The organism is Candidatus Tisiphia endosymbiont of Micropterix aruncella (assembly GCF_965178575.1).
GTDB lineage: Bacteria > Pseudomonadota > Alphaproteobacteria > Rickettsiales > Rickettsiaceae > Tisiphia.
The window spans coordinates 1,655,007-1,678,559 of the sequence record NZ_OZ238268.1 but is presented as its reverse complement, the minus strand read 5'-3'; the positions used below and the strand labels follow the sequence as shown (position 1 = coordinate 1,678,559).

Sequence of the window (23,553 nt, the reverse complement as noted above, 5' to 3'; positions counted from 1 at the left end):
GTTACTTCAAATGTTTATTTAATACTTCTTGTTTCATTTCTTTTGCATTTATTAGAAATTGTTTTGCTCGTTCAATTTTTTGTTCAATTTCTTCAACTTCTTTTACAATTTTTTCTTGGATTTTAAGTAATGGTAGTTGGACTTTTACATCAGATATTTTAGGTATGGTTAATTGGGGTATTACTGAACCAGTATTTTTAATTCCTATTCTACTTAGGATATATTTCAAATACAGAGGATTTGCTACTTCTATTTTTGGTATTAATACAATTAATCTAATTATCGGATAGAATTTTTCATTTCTAAATTCAACATGACCTATTGTTCCACGGGCAGTTATTGTAACACACGGCTCGTTAACTTTGACAATGTTTGTATAACCATATATTGCTTTTGTTACATTATTGGAATAAATCGGTATTTGAAATTCATCTGTTTTCGATTTTGAAAAATTCTCTCTCGGAATATCACCTCCAGCAAATAAACTTTTTGCAATATCTTTAATTGCGATTTCTTTAGCACTTACAGTGTTTTTTTGATATTCGAATATCTTGTTAATTCTGTCTTGTAATTTATTAATTTTTTGCTTTGCTTCACATTCTTTTTTCTCAATTTCTGTGATTTCTCCTATAATTTTTTCTTGGATTTCAATAGGGGGGAGAGGAACTAAAAAATCTCTTAACATTTGAGTATTGACGTGTTTTACTCCAACATTATCTGTTAAAACACTTAAAGAATTAGTTTTATTTTCAAAAAAATATCCAAGATACTCAGGTTTTAGAATATTTTTACATACAATACTATTTATTTGCTGATTAGTTGTTAATGCAATTTTATTTATAGCAACCTTACCTATCGTCCCTGTACAACTAAGTAACACACTGTTAACTGGTACAATTCTGACTTTATCTAATCCTTTTCTCGATATATGTTGCATTGTGTTTTCAATATACAAACTTGTAAAATCTTTAATTGTTGCCCAATTAATATCTTTACTATTCCAGTATTCTCTAATGCGTTTTGAAGGTGTTGAGCCACTTATAATATCTTCACATACCTCTCCTAATTTCACTAATTTCCACTTACTTTCAATTTTTAAATTATCCCTTTTGTTTAGATTGATTGACTTATCAAATTTCTTTAAATCAAACGACATTAACTGCGAAAGACGAACATAATGTATATGTTCTTTCAGTGGATGATCATCGGAAATTTGAATTTCTGCAATTTTTTGTTCAATTTTACTATCTTTTTTATAATTCCTTAAAATATAGCTATTTAACTTGTTCGGGTCTTCAAGACCTTCGAATTCAGGATTATAGAGTTTTGAATTTAAGTTACCTTCTTCATCTTTATAAATATAAATTCCCTCACTTCCACGCCGATTTGAAAATTCATATCCATAAAATTCTTTTTCAATATTTTTTTCACCGCTATCAGCTAAAACAACTTTTTGAGAATAAGTTGTGATAAAATAAATCAGTTTCTGTTTTTCTAGTTCAATAATCTCATTGTAAGAAAGAGAATGGTACTCTTTAGTTAATACATTTTCTTGTTCATTCTTTGTTGATTTATTTTGTAAAATACTTACATAATCTTCAAAAGTTAAATCTTCATAAACATTTCTTACATAAGTTGAAAAAGCGTTGTGAACTCCACCACAAATTACATCATTAAAATTGGTAAAAAATCTGTTTACGATATGTTTTATTTGAATAAATTCAGAGTGTTGGCGTTTTTCTAAAAATAAGATGATTGTTTTTGTTCCTGTTGCCATGAACGCACTAGAACCAGTGGAAACAATCGCCTTAGTAGAGAAATTATCTAAAATAATTTCTCTTGCTTTTTCGTAAATACCACCATTTGTTAATATTGAAATTGGCAAAACAATACCTGCAACAGCACCATCTTTCATTAGCTGTTTTGTTCTTTCAATAAATAAACATTCAATTTCTGATGATTTATCTGTTAAAGAATTAAACAATTCAAAAGTATCTTTTCCGTTCTTTACAGTATTTTTAAATCCACTTACTGAATAAGGTGGATTTGCTACAATTATATCAAAAACATTATTTTCTTTCCCTTTTTCTTTTTTGTAAAGTTTCCCTTTGTATTTATCGTTATCAAAAGGAGCTAGTCCATCAGCACAAATTACATTAGCATCTCCATCACCATTTAAAAAGGAGCTGACCTTAGAAATTTTTACGAGACGGTAGTCTTTTTCTATTGCATAAACATAATTTTTTGCCCATTTTAGATTTTTACTTTGACTATTAAAGTTATTAATCGCATTTCTGCCAGCTTTAATATCAGCGTCTTTTATTTGATTTACATAGATATCTATCTCATCCATTATTTCCGTTATAAAGTGTCCAGAGCCAGAGGCGTAGTCTAGGACATAAGGCAAGAAATCTATATCACTCTCTATTTTTTTATCTATTATTTGTTTAATAGGTAGAGATTTACAAATAAATCTTGTCAGAGGTATTGGTGTAAAAAATTGTCCAGATTCTTGCTTAAAGCCAGTATTAAGTAATAATTCAAAGAAATCTCCCAAATATTGATGTTTTTTTGAATATTTTATCTTAAACTTTTGTAGTAGTTTTACAACTTCCTTAACAATTTCAGCATTATCTATAAAAGTATCTTCGTCATATACGTGTTTAAATGCAAATTCTTGAGAGCTTCTGTAATATCTTAGCTTATAAAAAGTCTTTCTTAATTCTGCATTTTGAGCATGTTCAATCACTGCCTCAAATTCTGCACTACTAACATCTGGAACAATAATGTTGATATAATTACTTAATCCTTTCTTATAAAGATTATTTAATCGATCAAATAAACTTTCAAAATTATCATTTACTTTAAATTGGAAATCTAAATCTATGTTTATATCTATTGATTTTGTATCTTCATCTTGTATTTTGCAAATAAAAAGATTGAATATTTTATTAAAAGCATTAGGCTTATCCGAGACAATATGCCTCCTTAAAATTTCTGCAAATTGATGAAAAATTGTTTGACCATCAGCAAGCTCTAAATCATCTAAATCATCATATGTAAGACCAATATTTTTGAACTCATAGCAATTTATACTATTTTCAAAAATACCTTTCTTATTAAATGTTTTATCCCAAGAGTTAAAAATCTCAGTATCATTTTCACCATTTAGACTGCTTGTATCTATTATTTCATTTGTATAAACAATTTTATCTCCCGCTAACTTGGAAGCATAAAGACAAAGAGCTTTTACTTTTCTATCTTGCCTAAAATAACTTAAAAGTTGTCCACCGTCCCTAAACATTTTATTCTTTTCTTTATTAAAACTTTCCCCCCAGTTTTTACATTCTATCATGAAGAGTGAGTTACCTTCTGCGTTCTTAACAAGAATATCAACAAAACCTTTGCCGGTATGTCCTAAGTTCCAGCTTTTTTCTAATTCAATTGAATTTGGGCTATACCCCTTTTCAAGCAATCTACAAACGCATTCCAAGATTACCAAATTTTCGGATTGAGAGAAATTAGCTGTTGTATTTCTGTGAAGTTTTATTTCTGCTTTATAGTCGATAATTGATTTTTCTATTCTTTCAGAATTTAAAGTTACAGTGATTTCATAGGTTTTAAAAAATTTAGAAAAAGAGTTTTGTGTTCCGTTTTTTAAAACAAAACCTAAACTATCTAGCCATTTCTTGACAAATTCAATATTCATAGAACCAAGCAAAAAATTCTTTTAATGTAGTTATTAATGAATACATATACTCTATTACTAACTTGACTATTATCTTTTTATTTATTAGATATCTTTCGAAACTCTACTTCTGCTGGTAATTTGTGCGTCGATCCGGTACTCGAATCACAACTGTCGAAAGTTCGAAGGGGATCATATTTTCAGCTCCACCAAGTTTGGATTACCGCCACAAAAAAGTACAATATCTTTAATAAGTTCCTTCTCAATGAACAAAGTAAACTTTAATAACGCCATCTTAAATCCTGTTAGTTTATTACTAATTTTAAAAATTATAAACAAAATTGCTGCTATTAAAATGCAATATAAATATACCTGCATTCCATTCATATTATGACTGACAAAATTCTTAAATTGTAAATTTTGTTTGATAAATTTGAAAAAAACTCCTATAGACCAGCGTTCCTTATAGGATTCAGCAAGCTCCTCTGCAGATAAATCTAATATGTTAGTCAAAAACCATAACTCATCTTTAGCAACATTTTTAGCTTTAATTAACCTTAAATTACAATTAATTTTCTGATGTTTCTTGTTATATAGATTTACTATTTCGTCACTTGTAATATCTAAATTCCCTGCATTCACTATATCGTTTCTTTTAACTAAATGATATTTTCTATTTAACTTTATACGGGTAATAAATTTCTTTTCTTGCTTATCTAACTCTCTAAAACTATCTGCACTTGACACTCCTCTATCAAATAGCAATACATCTTCTTTTTCTATCTTAGCTTCGTTAATCGCTTTAACTAATGCTATATCTTCGCTGACTTCCGATTGTCCATTACAAAATCTTATACTATTTGGTATTGAATTCTTTAATCCAACACTAATCTTAATATGCCTAGCTGTTTCCTTCCCTCCAGCATTTATACCATCTTTCAATAATTTACTAGATAAACTAATAATTATTGAATCAAATATATTATAGTTAAGCCCATAGGATTAGGTGACAAAGAACATAACAATTGTAAATTGTCATTCCCGCGTAGGCGGGAATCTAGATACCTGCTTTCGCAGGTATGACACAAAATTTGTATCACCTAATTCAATAGGTTTGACTATAAATTTTTGTTTATCATTTCCTGCAAATTTATTGTTATATTTATTTACTAAATCTTCATAAATTCCTTGAAAATATTTAACGTTTATACTTTCCAACCTCTTACCAATAGAACTATGATCTACTTGCTTCTTGTTTGGTCTTTTTGATTTTAACAACTCAGACAATTCTTTGCTATTATTACATAGCATCTCTAATGAGCGTAAACTAACAGCTCTTTTCATAAGAACGCATTTTACAAAATTTTTAACAATGAATTTTCCTGTAATTTTGTTATTGATTTTATCAACTTTATATAATGTTCCTAATTCCTCTAATTTTTCCTTATCTATTAAATTCATTATTTCCGATATATTCATTTGTATTAGCCTCTTTATGTTTACTAATACTTGATTATATCTACTTTTTTACTTATGAAAATCCTCTAAAACCCCCTCTACCTTCAAACTTTCGACAGTTGTGGTACTCGAATCCTCACGTACATTGAGTACGCTGCGATTCTGCGAGCGAAAATGCCTATAAATCTACTCATTACGTAGAAATGTTCACAGAACCTAATAATTCCATAATTTGTTCAAATTGCAATAGATATTCTTGTTGTTTATCAAGATCTTTTAATTTTAAATTATTGCTCATTTGTTCATTATCGCCAACAAAAATAGCATATTTAGCCTTTTGTAGGTTAGCTCGTACCATTCTTTTAGCTATTTTGCCGTTAGTATCTAAGGTAACAGGAATATTTTTTTGACGCAATTGATTTGTTAAAATTAAGCAATATTCTAAATTATTGTCGCTGATGGGAAAGACAAATACTGGTCTTGGTTTAGATATGTGGTACTCTCTCATTAGGCTAAGGCGTTCAATTCCAGCAGCAAAGCCAATGGCTTTTACTTCAGGACCTCCCATAAGTTTGCTCAGCCCATCATAGCGGCCACCAGCAAGAACTGTCGATTGACTACCAAGTTTGCTAGTAGTAAACTCAAAAGCTGTATGACAATAATAGTCAAGTCCCCTTACTAATCTTGGATTAATGATATATTTTACATTGAGTAAATCTAAGTATTTTAGTAAATTGTCAAAATATTTTGCAGCATCACTGCTATAATATTGGGACATGAGGGGGCTATTGACAACTATTTTTTTATCGTTCTCATCTTTTGAATCTAATATACGCATTGGATTCTTGATAAGCCGCTTTTGGCTATCTTCTGATAATTCTGACTTATAATCATTGAAATATTCTACCAACTTTTGTTGGTAAACAGCACGAGTTGCAGTACAACCCAGTGAGTTTATTTCTAAAGTTGTATCTTGATCTATTTCTAAAGTCCGAAGAATATCTAATGCAAGCTTGATTGTTTCAGCATCGGTGCTAGGTCCTTCTCCACCAATATACTCAAAATTTATTTGATGGAACTGCCTTTGTCTTCCAGCTTGTGGTCGGTCATAACGAAACACTGGGCCGCTTGAGAAAAATTTAATAGGTAATGTTTGTTGCAGATTATTAGATATAAAAGCCCTGATAATGCCAGCCGTAAATTCCGGTCTAAGAGAGATATGATTACCGCTTTTATCAAGAAAACTATATATTTCCTTACTTATTACATCAGAAGTTTCTCCAAGTGTACGATCAAAGACTTTAGTATATTCAATGATAGGTGTACTTATGGCTTGATAACCATAAAGCTCACCTATATGTTTGGCTGTGTTTATTATGTAATCGTGAATTAGATAATCCTCAGGTAGTAGGTCTTTCGTACCACGTAAAGATTGTAATTTATCACTCATACAAATTAAACCTCTCGTTTTATAAAAAATGATCTAATGACATACAGAATAAACATTGCTACAAACCAGTATATTAGTGCTTTCCCCGCAGTCATTAAATTAAACTCACCATCAACTATTTGTATAACTAGTAAGTATAGACAAGCTACTAAAACAAATGGGATAATGATAAATGCAGCAGGACATTTAAACGGTCTTGTTGCACCCGGCATTTTTATTCTAAACAACATAACTATTATAGCAACTGCCATGTAATCTACTAGAGCTCCCATAGATGATAGCTGAATAAGAATTGCAGTTGGACAAAATCCCCCTAATAATGCAGCAAGTGCAGAGAATATTAAAATAGTAATATACGGACTATCATATTTAGGATGAAGTTTTGCAAAACTTTTTGGCAGTAACCCGTCTCGGGCAATTGCATAAAAGATACGAGACGTACCATAAATATTCATCATTAGTACTGTAGTCATACCAGCGACAGCACCAGTAGCAACAATTGCCGAACCAACATTACTGCTATTCAGACTAAGTGCATAAGCAAGTGGTTGATCATTATTAAGTTGATCAAAAGGTGCTATACCAGTGGCCAAACCAGCTATTATAACATATACTATTGTTGAAATTACTAATGACCCAATAATGCCAATCATTAAATCACGGTTGGGGTTTTTACATTCTTCAGCTGTAGCGGCTATCGTACCAAAACCTGTCATAGCAATAAATAGGATAGATGCACCAACTAGCATATTATTAAAGCCGAAAGGTAAAAAATTCTGCCAATTTGTAGCATTAAAATGTGGAGCAGCTGATACAATAAAAGCAAAGATAGCTGCCATTTTTATAAATACCAATATAGCATTTAGTCTTTTACTATCTTTTGTTCCTAAATATAAAATAAAAGAGATAAATACTACAATAAGAAAAGCTGGTAAATTTATCATCCCACCATTCGCGGGTACAGCAGTTAAAGCCTTAGGTAAATATATTCCGCCTGCTGACAATATTGCCTGAACATATCCGGACCAACCGGCTGCAACAACACCAGCAGCAAAACCAAGTTCTAATACAATGACGCTACCAATTAACCAAGCAAATATTTCCCCAAAAGCTACATAAGAGTAAGTATACACACTACCAGAAGTAGGTAACATTGTGGCAAGCTCTGTATATGCAAGGGCAACGAAGATGCATGTTACACCGGCAATAGCATATGATAGCATGACGGCAGGACCGGAATATGTGGCAGCGACTATACCGGTTATTACAAATACACCTGTGCCTATTATAGCACCAAGTCCTAATAATATTAGATCAAATGCTCCTAAAGTTTTACTAAGGCCACTAGTATTACCTAGCTCTTTTATTGATTCAAAACTTTTTTTTGTTAAAAAGCTCATTAATTCCTCCGATTTTAATAGTAGAAAACCCTAGAAGGGTGTATCAATCTAATACTACAGTTGTAGTATCGTATCACTAGACTATCAGTAGTGAAAACTATGTCATCCCTGCGTAGACAGGGGTCTAAGAAAGTCTAAATAGCTTAAAAGGACACTTTCTTAGATCCCTGCCTTCGCAGGGATGACAACATTGTTTGTATCACTAGACTATCAGTAGTAAAAACGATGTTACCCCTGCGTAGGCAGCGGTCTAAAAAAGTATAAATAGCTTAAAAGGACACTTTCTTATATCCCGCTACCTTCGCAGGGATGACAACATTGTTCGTATCACTAGACTATCAGTAGTAGAAACGATGTCACCCCTGCGTAGGCAGGGGTCTAAAAATAACCTGCAAAGGCTATTAGATATTATAGATTCCCGCCATTGCTGAGAATGACATACTAGTGATTCATGCGGGCAATGCCTCATAGGGATGACAACATTGTGAATAACTACAACTATAGTGCTAAGATTACTTATTTTATAAAAATAGACTTTTTTGAAATTGGATTTATACAATCTCTCTAGTAATCCATCCCCCCCCAAGGACTCGATCATTATCATATATGACACAAGCTTGACCAGGAGTTACAGATTTTTCTGCAGACATTAACTTTACTCTAATTTCTGTATGACTTATTTTACTAATCTTGGCAAAGGTAGCAGGTCGAGTCGAACGAATCTTAACTTTTACATCAATTTCTTCTTGCTCGGTCATTTTTTTACCAAGCCAATTAACATCTTTAATAGTAAATTCGGTTGAATCTAATGCTGAATCTGGACCAACATATATAATTTTTGTAGTAGGATCAATTCTTACTACATAAAGTGGTGTTTGAAAGGCTATGCCAAGCCCACGACGTTGACCTACAGTATAATTTATTATACCATTATGTGTGCCAAGTTCAAAGCCATCTACATGAATTAGTTTACCTTGCTCATTAGCATTGTTTCGTATACCACTAATTACTTTCCTATAGTCACCATCCGGTACAAAACAAATATCTTGACTATCAGGTTTATCGGCAACGCTTAGATTAAATTTACTAGCAAAATCTCTTGTTTGCTCTTTGCTCAATCCGCCCAAAGGAAAAGATAGATAATTTAGTTGTTCCAAAGTAGTTGCAAACAAAAAATAACTTTGGTCTTTTCCAGCATCAATACCAGTATGTAATTCTGCCCCACCTATACCTTCGATTTTTCGAACGTAATGACCAGTAGCAAGACAGTCAGCCCCTAAATCTTTTGCTACTTTTAGCAGATCTTTAAATTTAACTGACTGATTGCATTTTATGCAGGGCAGGGGCGTTTCGCCTTTAATATAACTATCAGCAAAGTCATCAATTACTGATTCTTTAAATTTAGACTCATAGTCTAAGATATAATGCGGAATGTTCAATTTATCTGCTACCATTCTTGCATCGTAAATGTCCTGTCCAGCACAACAGGCATTTTTTTTCTTGGTAGCTATACCGTGATCATATAATTGTAAAGTTATACCAATGACTTTATGACCTTGTTCATGGAGCATAGCAGCCACTACTGAGCTATCAACCCCACCAGACATTGCAACTACTATCGTAGATGGATTGTTTATTCTATTATTCATTGTATTGCTAGCCTAGCTAACCTGAATTCGATGTAACTTGTTACATCGAATTCAGGGATACATATAGAAACAATCAGGTTTGAAGCGGTTCTTCACCTGATTGTTAAATATTAATTTGCTAATAATCTTATTTTTATACAATATAAAAATAAGATTATTAGCGGTAATAGATTAAAATGCATTCGTAGAACCGCTTCAAGAATGCATTTTTCCTTATAACAAGCCAATTCGATATAAGAATTAACAATTCTTATATCGAATTGAGGTTAGCTAAACGAAACATTATATTATAATAACTTTACAGTTAAATGCAATAGGCTTTTTTGAGAATTTTCGGATATTCTAGATTCATAGAATTATAGCTGAAATCTTTTAATAGAATACTCATTTAACGGTTGCCAAAATAAACGATTAAGCAATACTACAAATAGAGCCATAATGCCCATACCTAAGACTATTTTATTAAAGTCAGCCTTTATTGTCATTTCAGCTATATAACTTCCAATACCGCTTGCTGCTATTTTCTGATCACCAAAATTAATAATTTCTGCCACGATACTAGCATTCCATGCCCCACCTGATGCAGTTATTGCTCCTGTTATAAAATATGGGGTAATTGCCGGTAACATTACTTTGAACCACCAATTCCAACCACTGACTCTAAAAATTTTTGTGGCATCTTTAAGATCATTGGGAATAGTAGATGCTCCTACTATAACATTAAATAATATATACCATTGAGCTCCCATAATCATCAGAGGACTAAGCCAAATATTAGGGTTTAAATCGTAACGAGTAATAATTATAAAGACAATTGGAAATAATAAGTTTGCTGGAAAAGCTGCAAAAAATTGTGCTAGTGGTTGTACAATAGCTGTTACTCTAGGATTTAGTCCAACATATATACCAATCGGTACCCATATAATTGCTGCAAGAATAATAAGTACTACCACACGTAACATAGTAATTGATGCTAAAACAAATACATTCAATAGCTCAGACCAACCAATATCGTAATGCAAAAAATGATATATGTAATAGGCTGAAAAACATGCTATGCCGCCCAGCATAGTATACCATAAATAATCGCTCCACGAAGGATTATTGGAAAAATTATTTGACGAACTTGAATTTATTTCGTTATAACGATTAAGTATGGGGAGATAAAGTATAAGTTTTGCAATATAAGCAATAGGGGAGAATAATTTTTGAATAATCAAACTTCTTTGAAATAAATTTAATGCCCAAGAATGCGGTGCATTGTTACCTGCATTCATTTCATAACGAAATCTATCAGACCATGCCACTAGAGGTCTAAGTAGCAATTGATCATATGATATAATCACCAGTGACATTGACATAATTGCTAAGCTAATTGCATAAAGATTTTTCTGCATAATTGCTAAAGCAATATATGATCCTATTCCAGGCAAGATTATATGGGTATTGCCAACTGTGATAACCTCTGAAGCTACTACGAAAAACCACCCACTAGATATTGATACTACAATATTCCACACTAATCCTAGCACTGCATATGGAACGCTGACCTGCCAAAATTGCCTCCATTTTGACATTCTAAAAATATATGCTGCATCATGCAATTCTTGTGGGATATTCTTAAGCGAATAATAAAAACTAAATGTCATGTTCCAAACTTGCGATGTAAAAATGGCAAATATCGCTGCACATTCAGCTCCCATAATACTTGACGGGAAAAGAGCTAAAAAAACTGTAACTGTAAAAGAAATATATCCAAGAATAGGAAGAGATTGAAGAATGTCTAGTAACGGAATTAATATTTGTTCACATTTCTTGCTTTTAACAGCTAGGCTGGCATAAATAAAAGTAAAAATTAATGAGACAATTACCGCAATTAGCATCCTCAAAAGTGTTCTAAGAGAATACTGAAAAAGATTACTATACTCTAGAGTTACTGGTTGCTGCTCTAATACATCTATTGGTGCTGCCATCTGCTTTAAACCCCAGGCAATAAAGATAAGGATGCTAGCGATTATCAAAAATGTTAATAAATTGAAGATAAAATTGGAATGAGTTTTTTTTGAATATTTTATAGAATGTATCATTAATTTAACCTTAACTTAAGCAGCTTCTACCATCATTCCTGTGAAAGTATATGTCACCCCTGCAAAAGCAGGGGTCTAAAATTATATAACATACCTTCTATGCTATTTTTTAGACCCCTGCCTACGTAGGGGTGACATCCAAAGGTGCAGGGATGACATCGGAGATATTAAACCGATGTCTTACATCAATACTTGAGGTTAACTATATCTAAATCAGAATTTGTTATTACTTTTTGCCATAGTACTATACAGACCATCTTCTTTCTTAATTATATCATACTCTCTTTGAGCTATTGAATCGATGAAGTAGACATTACCTGATATACCAGTATACGGGGTTTTACCATTAATAGCTGCTAAAAATCGTTCTTCGGTAAAGTTAGTACCCATATATTTTGATGTTATCCTTCCTAGATCATAAGCTACAGCATGCATGAAAGACAAATGATTAATACCTATATTCTTAGCCCTTTCTATTATATTACTATTGACAATATTCAATGAACCGGTGAAGATAATACTTACTGGTTCAGAACGATCGATATCAATTCTGTTATCACCTATTATAACTGCTTTCTTATCTAAATTATGCTTATGAATACTATCAAAAAGCAAATCTAAATTTTTACTATCATCTGACAGATAAATTACAGGTTTAGTTGCCGTATCCTCCATTTCATTTAAATTATCAACACTATTTGAGACAGTTAAAACCGCCTTTTCTATTGATTCCGGTATATTAGCATAAAATTCACTCCGCACTAAGGTAGAATTTTTTTGAATTAGTATATTTTGGATAAGTTGGTTTATTGTTTTTGCATGATTACCTGAAGGTAAAAGTGCAATGAAATTGTTATAACCATTATCGGCAAAGTAATTAATTATTTTTGTGAGCTGCTTTGACGGAGCATGACCAAATACAAAAAGTTTTTTGTCTGCCAATACAGGATTATTAGACATGGTAATGACAATAATACCATGTGCTTTAGCTTTATTGGCAATTAGAGAAGTAAGATTTGAATATAATGGTCCGAGAATAATTTTTGTTTTACGTAGCAGTATTTTATCCATTGCAGCAAGTACCTGCTTTTCATTAGAACCATCATAAGAAGTAACATGAACATAAGTTTTTAAGCCATCTTCTAGACCCATTTTAATTAATTGGTTGTATTGCTTACCTAATGTAGAATGTTCTCCTGTTAGGGGCATTAAAATAGCCACTTCTAGAGTTTCCTGAGCAACTTCTTTTGGCCTAGGAACAACAACCTCCTTATTAGATTGGCAAGAAAATAAAGAGACAAGACATATAAATGATAAGGTGACCTTTAAAAATTTTTGTGCATAACTCAATCTAGAGGGTGATTTTGTCGTCGAAACTCGTCTTCGTTCCTCACGTACATTTAAGTACGCTCTAGTACTTGGCTTCGTTTTTCCTAAAAATCTCGAAAGCTTCTTTGACTTATGCAGGAAGTCTTTTATATTGCTCATAATGCTTACTTATAGGATTAAATTATGATCTTCAAACCAGGACTATACATTGTCTCAACACCTATTGGTAACCTAGATGATATAACACTCCGGGCTTTAGAAACGTTAAAAAATTCCACAATTATACTGTGTGAGGATACTAGAATATCAAGAAAATTACTAGCAAAACATAATATAAAGACTAAGTTACAAGTATATAATGATCATAGTGATTATCAAGAAAGAGAATTTATCCGCACATTAATTGATAATGGAGCAATAGTTAGTCTAATATCTGATGCTGGAACACCGTTAATTGCTGATCTTGGTTATAAACTAGTAAGAGCTTTAAGGAAACTGAATTATCACATAGATGTAGTGCCGGGCGTTTCGGCATTAACTACCTCTATAACCATTTCTGGATTACCATCAGATCGCTTTCTATTTGCTGGATTCTTACCAAAAACTACTGAAGGTAAAAAGAAGATTTTTACAGAATTATCTAATATAAAAGCAACTTTGATTTTTTTTGAAACTGCTAGTAGAATAGAACAATCGCTACATACAGCTTTTACTGTTTTTGGTAATAGGGAGGTATGTGTAGCACGAGAACTTACTAAATTTTATCAAGAAGTAAAGTTTGGGTTAATAGAAGATGTGATAAATTTCTATAACTCGAACATTATCAAGGGGGAAATAGTGCTGCTAATTTCCGGTACTTCTGAACCTCATAAAGCTCTTCTTGCAGATGACTTAAAAAAATTTATAGATTTATACTTATCTAAAGGATGGAGTGCAAAAAGTGTCACAGATATAGCTAATGAAAATTTTGGAAGAAGCTACAGCAAAAAAGAAATATATTCTATAGTTAATAAAATCAAGAACTCAAGTGATTAATATACTTCTCCTACTTCGAAAGTTGCAAACACAAAATAAGTAGTGTATAGTATTACTTATAAATACTTCACGGAAGTTCGATGTAACTTGTTATAGCTAACGCGAAAAGGTTTAAGGCATAGTAATGGTGATAGAATTGATGTCATTCCCGCTTCGGTGCGGAATCTAAAAAAATAGCCTAAAAGACTATGAGATATTATAGATCCCTGCCTACGCAGGGACATCGCTTCTAACTAAGCTAAGATTAACATATACCTAAAACCTTTTCGGGTTAGCTATACATCGAATTCAGGTTACTTTTACTTAATACTATAAAGGAGACAGAGTATGAAAAGAGCTGAGGATAATACTGTAGTAAGTGTGAAACTTGCACCGCAAATTAAGAAGAGGTTGCAAGTGCTTGGTAAAATTAAGCAACGTTCAGCACACTGGCTGATGAAGGAAGCAATTACTAATTATCTCAAATCAGAGGAACATGAAGAGCAATTAAAACAAGAGACGATACAGCGTTGGCAAGAAGCAAGAGAAGGTAAATTTTTAGGAAATGACAAAATAACTGAGTGGCTTGATAGATGGGGAAGTGATAAAGAAGAGGAAAGACCTTAATGGAAAGATTAGTATGGTTGGAATCAGCAATTGTAGATTTGGTACGACTGAGAAAATTCATTGATAAAAATAATCCTAATGCTGCAAAGAGAGCAGCAGAAACAATAAAGAAAGCAGTTATCAAACTTATAGAATTTCCTTTGACAGGTAAACCGGTGACTAATCTAATAGATTATAGGGATTTATTTATTCGATTTGGCTTATCAGGTTATATACTACGATATCGAATATATAATGATACCATCTACGTAGTCCATATTAGACATGATAAGGAAATAGAATTTAAATGATTTGAGTATAACCTCAAGTATTGATGTAGTAAATTAATAGTAGGCTCAAGTAATCATCGCCATTAGGGGTGATGTTACCGCCATTGTGTCATCCCAGCGAAAGCTGGGATCTAGAAAAATAAACCGAGAGGATTTGTTAAAATTTTTTAGACCCCGCTACCTTCGCAGGGGTGACATCCGAAGGGGCAGGATGACACCCTAGGCTATTCGATGTTTTACATCAATACTTGAGGTTAATCTAACTCCTCGTTAAAGGGTAGATTTTCACCCGTTAAAGCACAGCTAGCGGCACTAGACATTTGTGAACTGCCAGCTGCTACATCATCAGGATTGTCGTTTGTACAAGAATCATTAATTTTTAGACTCTCTCTCAGTGTTTTTAGATACTCTTTAAGGTATCCAGGGTTAGATAAAGCTTCACTTAGTATGTCTTGTGGAATTTCATTTAAAACTTCATCTTCAGACTTTTTTGATAGTATAGCTATAGTTTCTAAGAGGTATTTATTATAGTTACTCCAACCAAGAGTACTAGATGTTGCCTCCTTTTGTGTTTTATTAAAAAAGACTACACCGCCAAATTTATCGTCGGCTACTTGCTGATGTAATACTTTTTCTGGAGTCTTATCCGATTCCATTCTCTTTAGATGACCTCCAAGGATTTTTGGGTTGAATTCAGCCATCGATAATATTATGCTTGGAACTTTACTGAGAACTTCATCTTCAGAAATCCTTAATCTCAGAGCTGTCTCTTGTAAGAGTTCTTTATTACGTCCCGTAATTTTATCTTTACTCATTTTAATTTCTCCTTAAATAATTATTAATTATTGTTTTTTAAGTTGTCCTGAGCAGTTGTTATACTTAACCTCAAATATTGATATAATAAATTAATAGTAGGCTCAAGTAATCATCGCCATTAGGGGTGATATCACCACCATTGTGTTATCCCAGCGAAAGCTGGGATCTAGAAAAATAAACCGAGAGAATTTGTTAAAATTTTTTAGACCCCGCACTGAAGCAGGGGTGACATCCGAAGGGGTAGGGATGACACTCTAGGCTATTAAACCGATGTCTTACATCAATACTTGAGTTTATACTTAATGCAAGAAGTTTATTCAACATCAAAATCAAAATACTGATCCTTATAAGGTTCGTCTTGTAAGGTATAATGCCACCACTCAACCGAATATTCCTTAAAATTATGTTTTTTCATTTTCTCACGTAGATAATTACGATTTTGTAAGTAAAGTTCATCAATTAGTTTACTATCATGGGAGGATACTAGATCCATAAGATCCACAGAGCTATACATGTCAACCGTATTATCATCAAAATAAGGGATTAGACGACCATCTTTTAGAGGTCTTTTTATCATTTTAGGGTTTGGATTTAATTGTTTTTCAAGTTCGATAATAGTTAAATCTACAGTACTTCCACGGCTATGAGGTGATCGTTTAGCAACATAACCTAATTGAAAAATTTCAGTCTTATTAATGTATGGATAATAGGAGTCTTTCATTTTTTGATCAGCAACATCTTCTCCCCAGCTAACGAAATGTTGTACAGCTTTATTAGGTCTATAAGCATCATAAATTACCAAAGAGTAGTTATCATTTTTTATATCTTTCTGAAGATTTTTTAAGGCAGTAGCTGCTTCTTTAGTTAGTACAGCTCTATTAGCTTTATAGCCATCGATCTGCTTTCCTACAAAATTTCTAGTATCATAATACATCAGCTGTTGAATTATAGTAGAATCTATTTGATGCAAATACACAAAACCTTCCGGTAAATTGACCGTTTCATTCAACATAATAACCTTCTAATTAAAATTATATTTTTAAACCGGACACTAGTGTGCGAAAGCAGGAATCTATAATATCTAATAGCCTTTGCAGGCTATTTTTTGGATTCTCGCTTACGCGGGAATGACATAATGGCGGCAGGGGTGATATCATCCCTAATGGCGATGATTACTTGAGCCTACTATTATTACATCGATATTTGAGATTATATCAAATAATTGTAGATTAAATTATTGCCAATGTAAAATAATAATTTATTATGCCTTTTTCTGCACTCATTAATAATGTAAAGTATCTGATGAAGAAAGTTGTAATATCCGGAATGATTGGTAATGGTTTAGAGTGGTATGATTATGCTTTATATGCACAATTTGCTTCTATAATTGGTAAGCATTTTTTTCCAGACTCGACAATGCGTGAGACACTCACATTGGCTGTATTTGCTGCTGGTTTTATTGTGAGGCCACTTGGCGGTATAGTCCTTGGTAATATAGGTGATAGATTTGGTAGACGTAATGCCCTAGTGATAGGCATTACAACTATGGCAGTACCAACAGCTGCTATTGGATTACTACCAAGCTATGACACTATTGGAATAGCTGCACCAATAATTTTAACTTTTATTAGGTTATTACAGGGTTTTGCTCTTGGTGGAGAATTTAGTGGGTGTATTTCTTATATTGTCGAGCATGCTGAAGCGCAGCAGCGTGGTCTTGCTGGTAGTAGCTCTTTTGTTAGCATGTGTGGGGGTATGTTACTTGGTCTTGCTACTGCAGCTGGGTTTTCATATTTTATGGAACAAGAATCTCTAATAGAATGGGGGTGGAGAATACCCTTCATTGTTGGGTTATTTATCGGTGCTATAGGTTTGTACATCAGAAGCAATTTATCAGAAAGTCCTATTTATAAAAGAGCCAAAGAAAATGGTTGCTTATCTAGATTCCCTATTCGTGAAATTTTTTCAAAATATCGGCTTGAGTTAATTATAGCAATTGGTCTTTATGTTACAGTTACAGCACCATTTTATACGGCGACGGTTTTTATCGGTAACTTCATGACGATACTAGGTTATAGTCAAAGTCAGAGTTCCATTGTTGGTAGTGTAATTTTGATTACAATGATGATTATATTCCCCATTTCTGCGACAATTTCTGATAAAATAGGTCGGCGTCCTGTTCTAATTACTGGGATACTACTAATTATATTATTATCTTACCCGATCTTATTAGGACTTGGGTCGATGAACTTTGTGATTGCTGTCGTGTCTCAGATAGTGTTTGCCGCAATAATTGCTATTTATATGGGGCCAATTCCTACTGTCTTAGTGGAAATATTTCCAACTAGTGTTCGTTTTACTGGTGTGGCTCTTTCTTATAACTTAGCTGCTGCCATATTTGGCGGGTCAGCACCAGTAGTTGGCATGATGTTAACTACCTATACTGGTGATAAATATGCAATATCTTATTATCTGATTGCCCTTGCGGTAGTATCGTATGTTATTTTAAGATTTTATAAAGAAACTTACAGAAAAAATTTAGCAGATAATTATGAATGAAATTCTAGAAGTACCAAATGGTGAAAGTAAAGTGCTACTACACTCATGCTGTGCTCCATGTTCAGGAGAGCTGATGGAAAAAATGTTAATATCCGGTATTAATTTAACTATTTTTTTCTATAACCCTAATATTCATCCTAAAAAAGAGTATGAAATTCGTAAAAATGAAAATATCCGTTTTGCTGAGAAAATGGGTATCAGTTTCATTGACGCAGATTATGACGTGCAGAATTGGTTTGCGAGAAGTAAAGGTATGGAATATGAACCAGAAAGAGGTAAACGTTGTTCTATGTGTTTTGATATGCGTTTTGAACGGACAGCTCTTTATGCCTATGAGAATGATTTTAAAGTTATTACCAGTTCTCTTGGTCTTTCCCGCTGGAAAGATATGGATCAAATTAATGAATCAGGGATCAAGGCTGCTTCTCATTACGATGGAATAACTTACTGGACTTATAATTGGCGTAAAAATGGAGGTAGCAGTAGAATGTACGAAATAGCTAAACGTGAAAATTTTTATAAGCAAGAATATTGTGGCTGCATCTACTCACTTAGGGACACCAATAATTGGCGTAAGTTAAATAACCGTAGTGAAATTGAAATTGGAGAAGAATATTATAAGGAATAAGGATTTTTTTTACACATGAATTGTAACAATTATCTTGATTATCAATAATAGTAAAGGTACTTTGGATAGGGAAAATGATTTATTAAATTTTAAGTCTTTAAGTATTAGTGGTCAATTATTTTTAGTGTATAGTGTTATTTATGAATAATTTCAGAATTTTATTGGTAGTTTTTTTCCTGTTTTTTACTAGTAATTGTGTTTTTGCTTCGCAAAAAACAGTAAAAATTGGGTCTGGTTCTATTTTGAAGGGTTATTACTCTATCGGATTGGATTTGTGTAAAACCTTTACTTTAGCTGATAAAAGTGTAAATTGCGAAGTAGTACCTACCAGTGGAGGTGTTGAAAATTTAGCTTTGCTAAAAGAAGGTAAGATAGATTTAGCTTTAGTTCAATCTAATGTAGCACTTGAGGCTTTTGAAGGTACTGGATATTACTCTAATACAGAAAAAATGCAAGAAATGCGTCAGGTACTTAATCTATATGATGAGTTTTTTACTGTTGTTGTAAAAAATCGGGATGAGATAAAGACTTTTTCAGATATTGAGGGTAAGAGAATATCAAATGGCTTGTCATTCTCTAGTAATACTATTACCTATAATGCTATAAGGAAGTTATATAATTTTACTAAAGAACCAATAGATGTTGATGAAATTAATTATGAAGAGTCAATAAAAGAATTTTGTAGCGGTAAAATTGATGTGATAATGATGACGGTAGGTCATCCTAATGCCTTGGTGGGATTTACTGCTAATAGCTGTAAAGTTGATTTTGTGCCTATTGAAGATAATAAAATTGCACAATTAATCGCCACTAATAAAGCTTTTCATAAGGCATTACTGGATAAAAGATTATATCCTGGGATCACTCTCGATCAGAATACAGTAGCAGTAACAGCAATTTTAGTTACTAATAGCAATATGGATGCTAAACTATTGGATAAATTTATCGGAATGTTTCACAAAAACGTAAAACATTTTAAACATTCTAATTATATGTTATATAATATAGATATTAAGCATTTTGCTGATACTAATAATTTTGTTTTGCCAAAACATTCAGTAGTAAGAAATAGATAATAATATAAATGCACCGGAGTAGTGTTAATTGTGTTTAAAAATATAATAATACCAATAGATTTGTCGGATAAACAATCAGTTAAGGTGATATTACCAAAGGCTTTAAGTTTTGCTACTATCTTTAGTGCCAAATTACATTTTCTTTATATCATCTCGGATTTTGGTATGAAAATGGTTGAGGATTATTTGCCTAAAAGTTGGGCAAAAGATCAAAAAGAAAAATATCGGGTACAAGTAACAGAATTAATTAGACAATATGTGCCGGAGGAGATCGAAGTTGAATTGCATATTGGTCGAGGGGCAGTCTATGATGAAATAATACAATATGCCAATGAAGTGAAAGCTGACTTAATCATTATTTCAGCAGTCAGACCACAGCTTAGAGACTATATGTTAGGCCCTAATGCGTCCAAGATTGTGCGGCACTCAGGTATGTCTGTTTTGGTTGTCAGAGAATAAAACATTGGCTAGATATGAGAGAACCCCAATTCGGGATAAGAATTAGTTAATTCTTATCCCGAATTCGCGTAGAGAGGAATGTTTAGGAAAAACTATAAGTTGATGACTACTGGAGGTTATCTTGATAAAATTTCTTGAAGACTTAATTAGTTTTCAATCAGTAACTCCTAAGAGTAACGGTTGTATTGAATATATTAATGATTTATTAGAAAAAAATGGTTTTAAGACTGAAATCAAAATATTTGGAGAGGATAATTATAAAGTAACCAATCTTTATGCTGTTTATGGTAATGCAAGACCTAATATTTGTTTTGCTGGACATGTTGATGTCGTGCCAACAGGTAATAAGGCATTATGGCTTAACGACCCTTTTATAGTAACTACCGTAGGTGATAAGATTTATGGTAGGGGAGTTGTTGACATGAAGGGAGCGATAGCATGTTTCCTAGCTGCTAGCTTAGATTTTATTAAGTTAAATCTAACTCCGCATGGTTCAATTAGTTTTCTAATTACTAGCGATGAGGAAGGAAACGCCAAATATGGCACTGTGGAAATGTTAAAATATTTGCATAGGGATAGTAATAATTTGATCGATCTTGCTATTGTAGGTGAACCAACAAATGAGCATCAAATAGGCGATACCATAAAAATTGGTCGGCGAGGAAGTATTAACTTTAACTTAGTTCTATATGGTACAATGGGACATGTGGCATATCCATTACAAGCCAATAATCCGATTACTCCTTTAGTTCAGATACTCAATGAGTTGGTTAATTATCGACTGGATGAAGGAAGTGAATTTTTTCAACAGTCGAATCTAGAAGTTACGTCTATTGATGTAGGTAATGATGTGACTAATGTAATTCCTTCAAAAATTACAACAAAGTTTAATATTCGTTTTAATGATCTTCATTCACCATCGAGCATAACAGATTTGATAGATCAGATAATTAACAATTATTGTACTAAATACAATGTTAAATATGAGTTAAAGAATGTAACTTCAGCAGCTTGTTTTATCCAAAAACCAGTAGGGCTAATTGCCGATTTTGTTCGGGTAGTATCTAATACAACAGGACTATATACAAAATTATCTACTAGTGGTGGTACTTCTGATGCGAGGTTTATCCAAAATTATTGTCCTGTTGTGGAATTTGGTTTACAATCTAATACAGCTCATAAAATTAATGAATACACAGAAATTAACGATTTACAAAGGCTGTATCATGTGTATTATAATTCTCTGATAAAATTCCTAACTGAACCTACTTAATTAAGTTGTTAAAACAATCTATGTTAAGTAGTCAGGGGTACAGCTATGCGGGTGTGACGAAATTGGGAGACGTACTAGATTTAGGTTCTAGCGCCGCAAGGCTTGGGGGTTCAAGTCCCTCCATCCGCACCACAAAATAATAATACAAAAACTGGAGAGCTTGATTTAATTTAGTAGCTCTTCAAGTTTTTGTAAGGTTTTAATATTGCTAATGAGTTTTTTAGTATGCAAGTCACAGAACTTAAAAATGAAGGTCTAGATTTTGAAGTTAAAGTAGTCCTTCCTTCTTCTAAAATTGCCAATGAAGTACAAAAAGAATTAGCTAGTTTAGCAAAAAAAGTTAAGCTTGATGGATTTCGTGTTGGTAAAGTGCCAATCAGCATTGTTAATAAGAAATATAAACAATCTGTTAGGTCTGATGTGGTAAACCATGAAATTAATCATGCAGTACAGCATGTTATTAAAGATCATAAACTAAAAACAGTAGGTGATCCACAGTTAGAAAATTTACGTAATGAAGAGAATGAGGATATAGAATTTACTCTAAAATTTGAGCTATTACCTGATATTGAATTGCCAAATTTTAAAAAAATGAAAATTACTCATCCAAAGTTAGTAATTAAAGAAGATGATGTTAATAAGCAAATAGATAAGCTTGCATCTATATCAAAAATTTATAATAAAGAAAGTAAAGGGAAAGTAAAAAAGGGGCAGGAAGTTACTATTGATGCGATTGGTTATGTCAATAATGAGGCTTTTGAAGGTGGTAAGGTTACAGATTATAAACTAGTAATTGGTAGTGGAGCTTTTATTGAGGGTTTTGAAGATCAGCTTATTGGAACTAAGACTGGAGATGAGGTAGAAGTCAACGTTAAGTTTCCTGAAGATTATCATATGGAGCAAGTCGCAGGTCAACCGGCTAAGTTTATTGTACAAGTAAAGGCAGTACATTCTGCTGATGAGGTAGTTGTTGATGATGAGTTTGCTAAGAAATTTAATTGTGAAACACTAGAAGAGTTACGTGATAATATTTCTAAAAGCATAGAAAATGAATATAGTGAGTCTATACGCACTTTAATGAAAATGAGCTTATTTGATCAATTAGAAAAGCTATTAACGTTTAATGTTCCTAAATCTTTAATAGACCAAGAGATAAGTATTCTGAAATCTCAAACGGAGAGAAATAGTGATTCAGATTCGATATTTAAAGATAAATCAGAAGCAGAAATTAGTGAGTATTATAATAAGCTAGTCTTACGTCGTGTTAGAATAGGTCTAATGTTATCCGAATATATGAAAATTAAGAATTTACATATCGAGCAGAAAGATCTTGTAAGTGCTATTATGGCTCAAGCAAGGAAGTTTCCAGGTCAAGAAACAGCAATATTTGATTTTTATAAAAAAAATCCTAATGCTCTTGAACATTTAAAGGGTCCGTTATTAGAAGAAAAAACAGTGCAACATATTTTTGACAATGAAGTGATCTTAGAGGAAAAAAATTATACGAAAGAAAAGCTTGAAGAATTTTTAGCACAAGAAGAAGATCGTGTGGTATAGAGCATAGTACCCTACATTTTTCTATAATCGTCATAGCAAGGCTCTTTAGATGCCGTGGCGATCTAGGTAAACAGCGAAGCTGTTTTTTCTAGTACGCTTCGCGTATCCTAGATTGCCGCGTCGCCGCTTTCAGCGACTCCTCTCTAATAGACGATCAGCAGCCATTTTAATAGTGGTTATATAAAAAATGTAGGGTACTATGGGTATAGAGTCA

General features: G+C 32.6%; 19 protein-coding genes and 1 tRNA gene. 10 read left to right on the top strand and 10 right to left on the bottom strand.

What is annotated here, in order from left to right:
• Position 1: 1 nt before the first annotated feature.
• From ACN1AG_RS08115 to ACN1AG_RS08080, 8 genes are all read right to left on the bottom strand, one after another.
• Positions 2-3,709: a restriction endonuclease subunit S gene (locus tag ACN1AG_RS08115; protein ID WP_417904994.1), complete on the bottom strand. Its 3,708-nt coding sequence runs from the start codon at positions 3,707-3,709 to the stop codon at positions 2-4.
• A gap of 171 nt (positions 3,710-3,880) precedes the next feature.
• A complete protein-coding gene (locus ACN1AG_RS08110; RefSeq protein WP_417904993.1) occupies positions 3,881-4,630 on the bottom strand; it encodes an IS4 family transposase in 750 nt (249 codons plus the stop codon).
• 93 nt (positions 4,631-4,723) lie between these two features.
• A complete protein-coding gene (locus ACN1AG_RS08105) occupies positions 4,724-5,167 on the bottom strand; it encodes a hypothetical protein (protein ID WP_417904992.1) in 444 nt (147 codons plus the stop codon).
• Between the two features lie 172 nt (positions 5,168-5,339).
• Complete coding sequence (hisS, locus tag ACN1AG_RS08100) at positions 5,340-6,596, bottom strand: histidine--tRNA ligase (RefSeq protein WP_417904991.1); 1,257 nt, start codon at positions 6,594-6,596, stop codon at positions 5,340-5,342.
• A gap of 5 nt (positions 6,597-6,601) precedes the next feature.
• Positions 6,602-7,996, bottom strand: coding sequence for an amino acid permease (locus ACN1AG_RS08095; protein ID WP_367364759.1), 1,395 nt, complete (start codon positions 7,994-7,996; stop codon positions 6,602-6,604).
• 551 nt (positions 7,997-8,547) lie between these two features.
• Positions 8,548-9,645, bottom strand: coding sequence for a tRNA 2-thiouridine(34) synthase MnmA (mnmA, locus tag ACN1AG_RS08090; protein WP_417904990.1), 1,098 nt, complete (start codon positions 9,643-9,645; stop codon positions 8,548-8,550).
• A gap of 356 nt (positions 9,646-10,001) precedes the next feature.
• Positions 10,002-11,732: an ABC transporter permease gene (locus ACN1AG_RS08085; protein WP_417904989.1), complete on the bottom strand. Its 1,731-nt coding sequence runs from the start codon at positions 11,730-11,732 to the stop codon at positions 10,002-10,004.
• Positions 11,733-11,945: 213 nt separating this feature from the next.
• Positions 11,946-13,082, bottom strand: coding sequence for a penicillin-binding protein activator (locus ACN1AG_RS08080; protein ID WP_417905615.1), 1,137 nt, complete (start codon positions 13,080-13,082; stop codon positions 11,946-11,948).
• 162 nt (positions 13,083-13,244) lie between these two features.
• Between ACN1AG_RS08080 and rsmI the strand changes: the two genes are divergently transcribed.
• From rsmI to ACN1AG_RS08065, 3 genes are all read left to right on the top strand, one after another.
• Positions 13,245-14,096: a 16S rRNA (cytidine(1402)-2'-O)-methyltransferase gene (rsmI, locus tag ACN1AG_RS08075; protein WP_417904988.1), complete on the top strand. Its 852-nt coding sequence runs from the start codon at positions 13,245-13,247 to the stop codon at positions 14,094-14,096.
• Positions 14,097-14,423: 327 nt separating this feature from the next.
• Positions 14,424-14,702, top strand: a complete 279-nt coding sequence (locus ACN1AG_RS08070) for a CopG family ribbon-helix-helix protein (protein WP_367364763.1) — start codon at positions 14,424-14,426, stop codon at positions 14,700-14,702.
• Entirely contained in the window at positions 14,702-14,992 is a 291-nt protein-coding gene (locus ACN1AG_RS08065; protein ID WP_367364764.1) for a type II toxin-antitoxin system RelE/ParE family toxin, read from the top strand. The genes ACN1AG_RS08070 and ACN1AG_RS08065 overlap by 1 nt, the downstream gene beginning before the upstream one ends.
• Before the next feature lie 233 nt (positions 14,993-15,225).
• Here the strand turns inward: ACN1AG_RS08065 and ACN1AG_RS08060 are convergent, their stop codons facing one another.
• Positions 15,226-15,786 (bottom strand): hypothetical protein, encoded by a 561-nt coding sequence (locus ACN1AG_RS08060; RefSeq protein ID WP_417904987.1) that lies wholly within the window; start codon positions 15,784-15,786, stop codon positions 15,226-15,228.
• Positions 15,787-16,100: 314 nt separating this feature from the next.
• Complete coding sequence (locus ACN1AG_RS08055; RefSeq protein WP_417904986.1) at positions 16,101-16,799, bottom strand: M15 family metallopeptidase; 699 nt, start codon at positions 16,797-16,799, stop codon at positions 16,101-16,103.
• A gap of 290 nt (positions 16,800-17,089) precedes the next feature.
• Between ACN1AG_RS08055 and ACN1AG_RS08050 the strand changes: the two genes are divergently transcribed.
• From ACN1AG_RS08050 to tig, 7 genes are all read left to right on the top strand, one after another.
• Positions 17,090-18,346 (top strand): MFS transporter, encoded by a 1,257-nt coding sequence (locus ACN1AG_RS08050; protein ID WP_367364766.1) that lies wholly within the window; start codon positions 17,090-17,092, stop codon positions 18,344-18,346.
• The gene (locus ACN1AG_RS08045) at positions 18,339-18,974 is read left to right on the top strand and encodes an epoxyqueuosine reductase QueH (protein ID WP_367364767.1); all 636 of its coding nucleotides are present in this window, start codon (positions 18,339-18,341) and stop codon (positions 18,972-18,974) included. Before ACN1AG_RS08050 ends, ACN1AG_RS08045 begins: the two co-directional genes overlap by 8 nt.
• Positions 18,975-19,114: 140 nt before the next feature.
• Entirely contained in the window at positions 19,115-20,050 is a 936-nt protein-coding gene (locus ACN1AG_RS08040; RefSeq protein ID WP_367364768.1) for a TAXI family TRAP transporter solute-binding subunit, read from the top strand.
• 30 nt (positions 20,051-20,080) lie between these two features.
• The gene (locus ACN1AG_RS08035) at positions 20,081-20,509 is read left to right on the top strand and encodes a universal stress protein (RefSeq protein ID WP_341758711.1); all 429 of its coding nucleotides are present in this window, start codon (positions 20,081-20,083) and stop codon (positions 20,507-20,509) included.
• Positions 20,510-20,627: 118 nt separating this feature from the next.
• Positions 20,628-21,782 (top strand): succinyl-diaminopimelate desuccinylase, encoded by a 1,155-nt coding sequence (dapE, locus tag ACN1AG_RS08030; RefSeq protein WP_417905614.1) that lies wholly within the window; start codon positions 20,628-20,630, stop codon positions 21,780-21,782.
• A gap of 47 nt (positions 21,783-21,829) precedes the next feature.
• A tRNA-Leu gene (locus ACN1AG_RS08025) sits at positions 21,830-21,914 on the top strand.
• 93 nt (positions 21,915-22,007) lie between these two features.
• Positions 22,008-23,339: a trigger factor gene (tig, locus tag ACN1AG_RS08020; protein WP_417904985.1), complete on the top strand. Its 1,332-nt coding sequence runs from the start codon at positions 22,008-22,010 to the stop codon at positions 23,337-23,339.
• The last annotated feature ends 214 nt before the right edge of the window (positions 23,340-23,553 follow it).